Here is a 439-nt window from a genome sequence, read left to right on the forward strand (position 1 = left end):
GTTGTTGTGCACGGAACCAACGCTGCACCTGTTCTGGCCCTTGCATTGCCGCATCAGTCTTCAGCAGAAGATCAATCTGTGAGCTTTGTATTGCCGGCGAACGCATTCACGGATGTGGATGGTGATGCGCTGACCCTGAGTGCAGCGCTGGTTGGGGGTGCGGCCCTGCCGGGCTGGCTGGTGTTTGATGCGGCTTCGGGAAGCTTCTCGGGCACTCCGCCGCAGGACTTCAATGGCCCTTTGGCTGTCACGGTGACGGCCAGCGACGGGTCGCTTTCTGCAAGTGGCACCTTTGCGCTTGATATTACCCCCGTCAACGATGCCCCTGCTGCGGCTGATGACTTTGTTATCCAAAGTCCTGGGCCGGTTACAGAAGATGTCGTCACCTCGATTGATACCGCCGCCCTTCTGGCCAATGACAGCGATGTCGACGGAGATG

Annotated in this window: 1 protein-coding gene; it reads left to right on the forward strand. The window is 58.8% G+C overall.

Features of this window, described 5'->3' with window-relative positions; genetic code table 11:
- A partial coding sequence (locus Q1B13_RS26890) for a putative Ig domain-containing protein (RefSeq protein ID WP_299085968.1) occupies positions 1-439 on the forward strand: 439 nt, incomplete at both ends.

Origin of the sequence: uncultured Ruegeria sp. (assembly GCF_947489545.1) — a bacterium.
GTDB lineage: Bacteria > Pseudomonadota > Alphaproteobacteria > Rhodobacterales > Rhodobacteraceae > Ruegeria.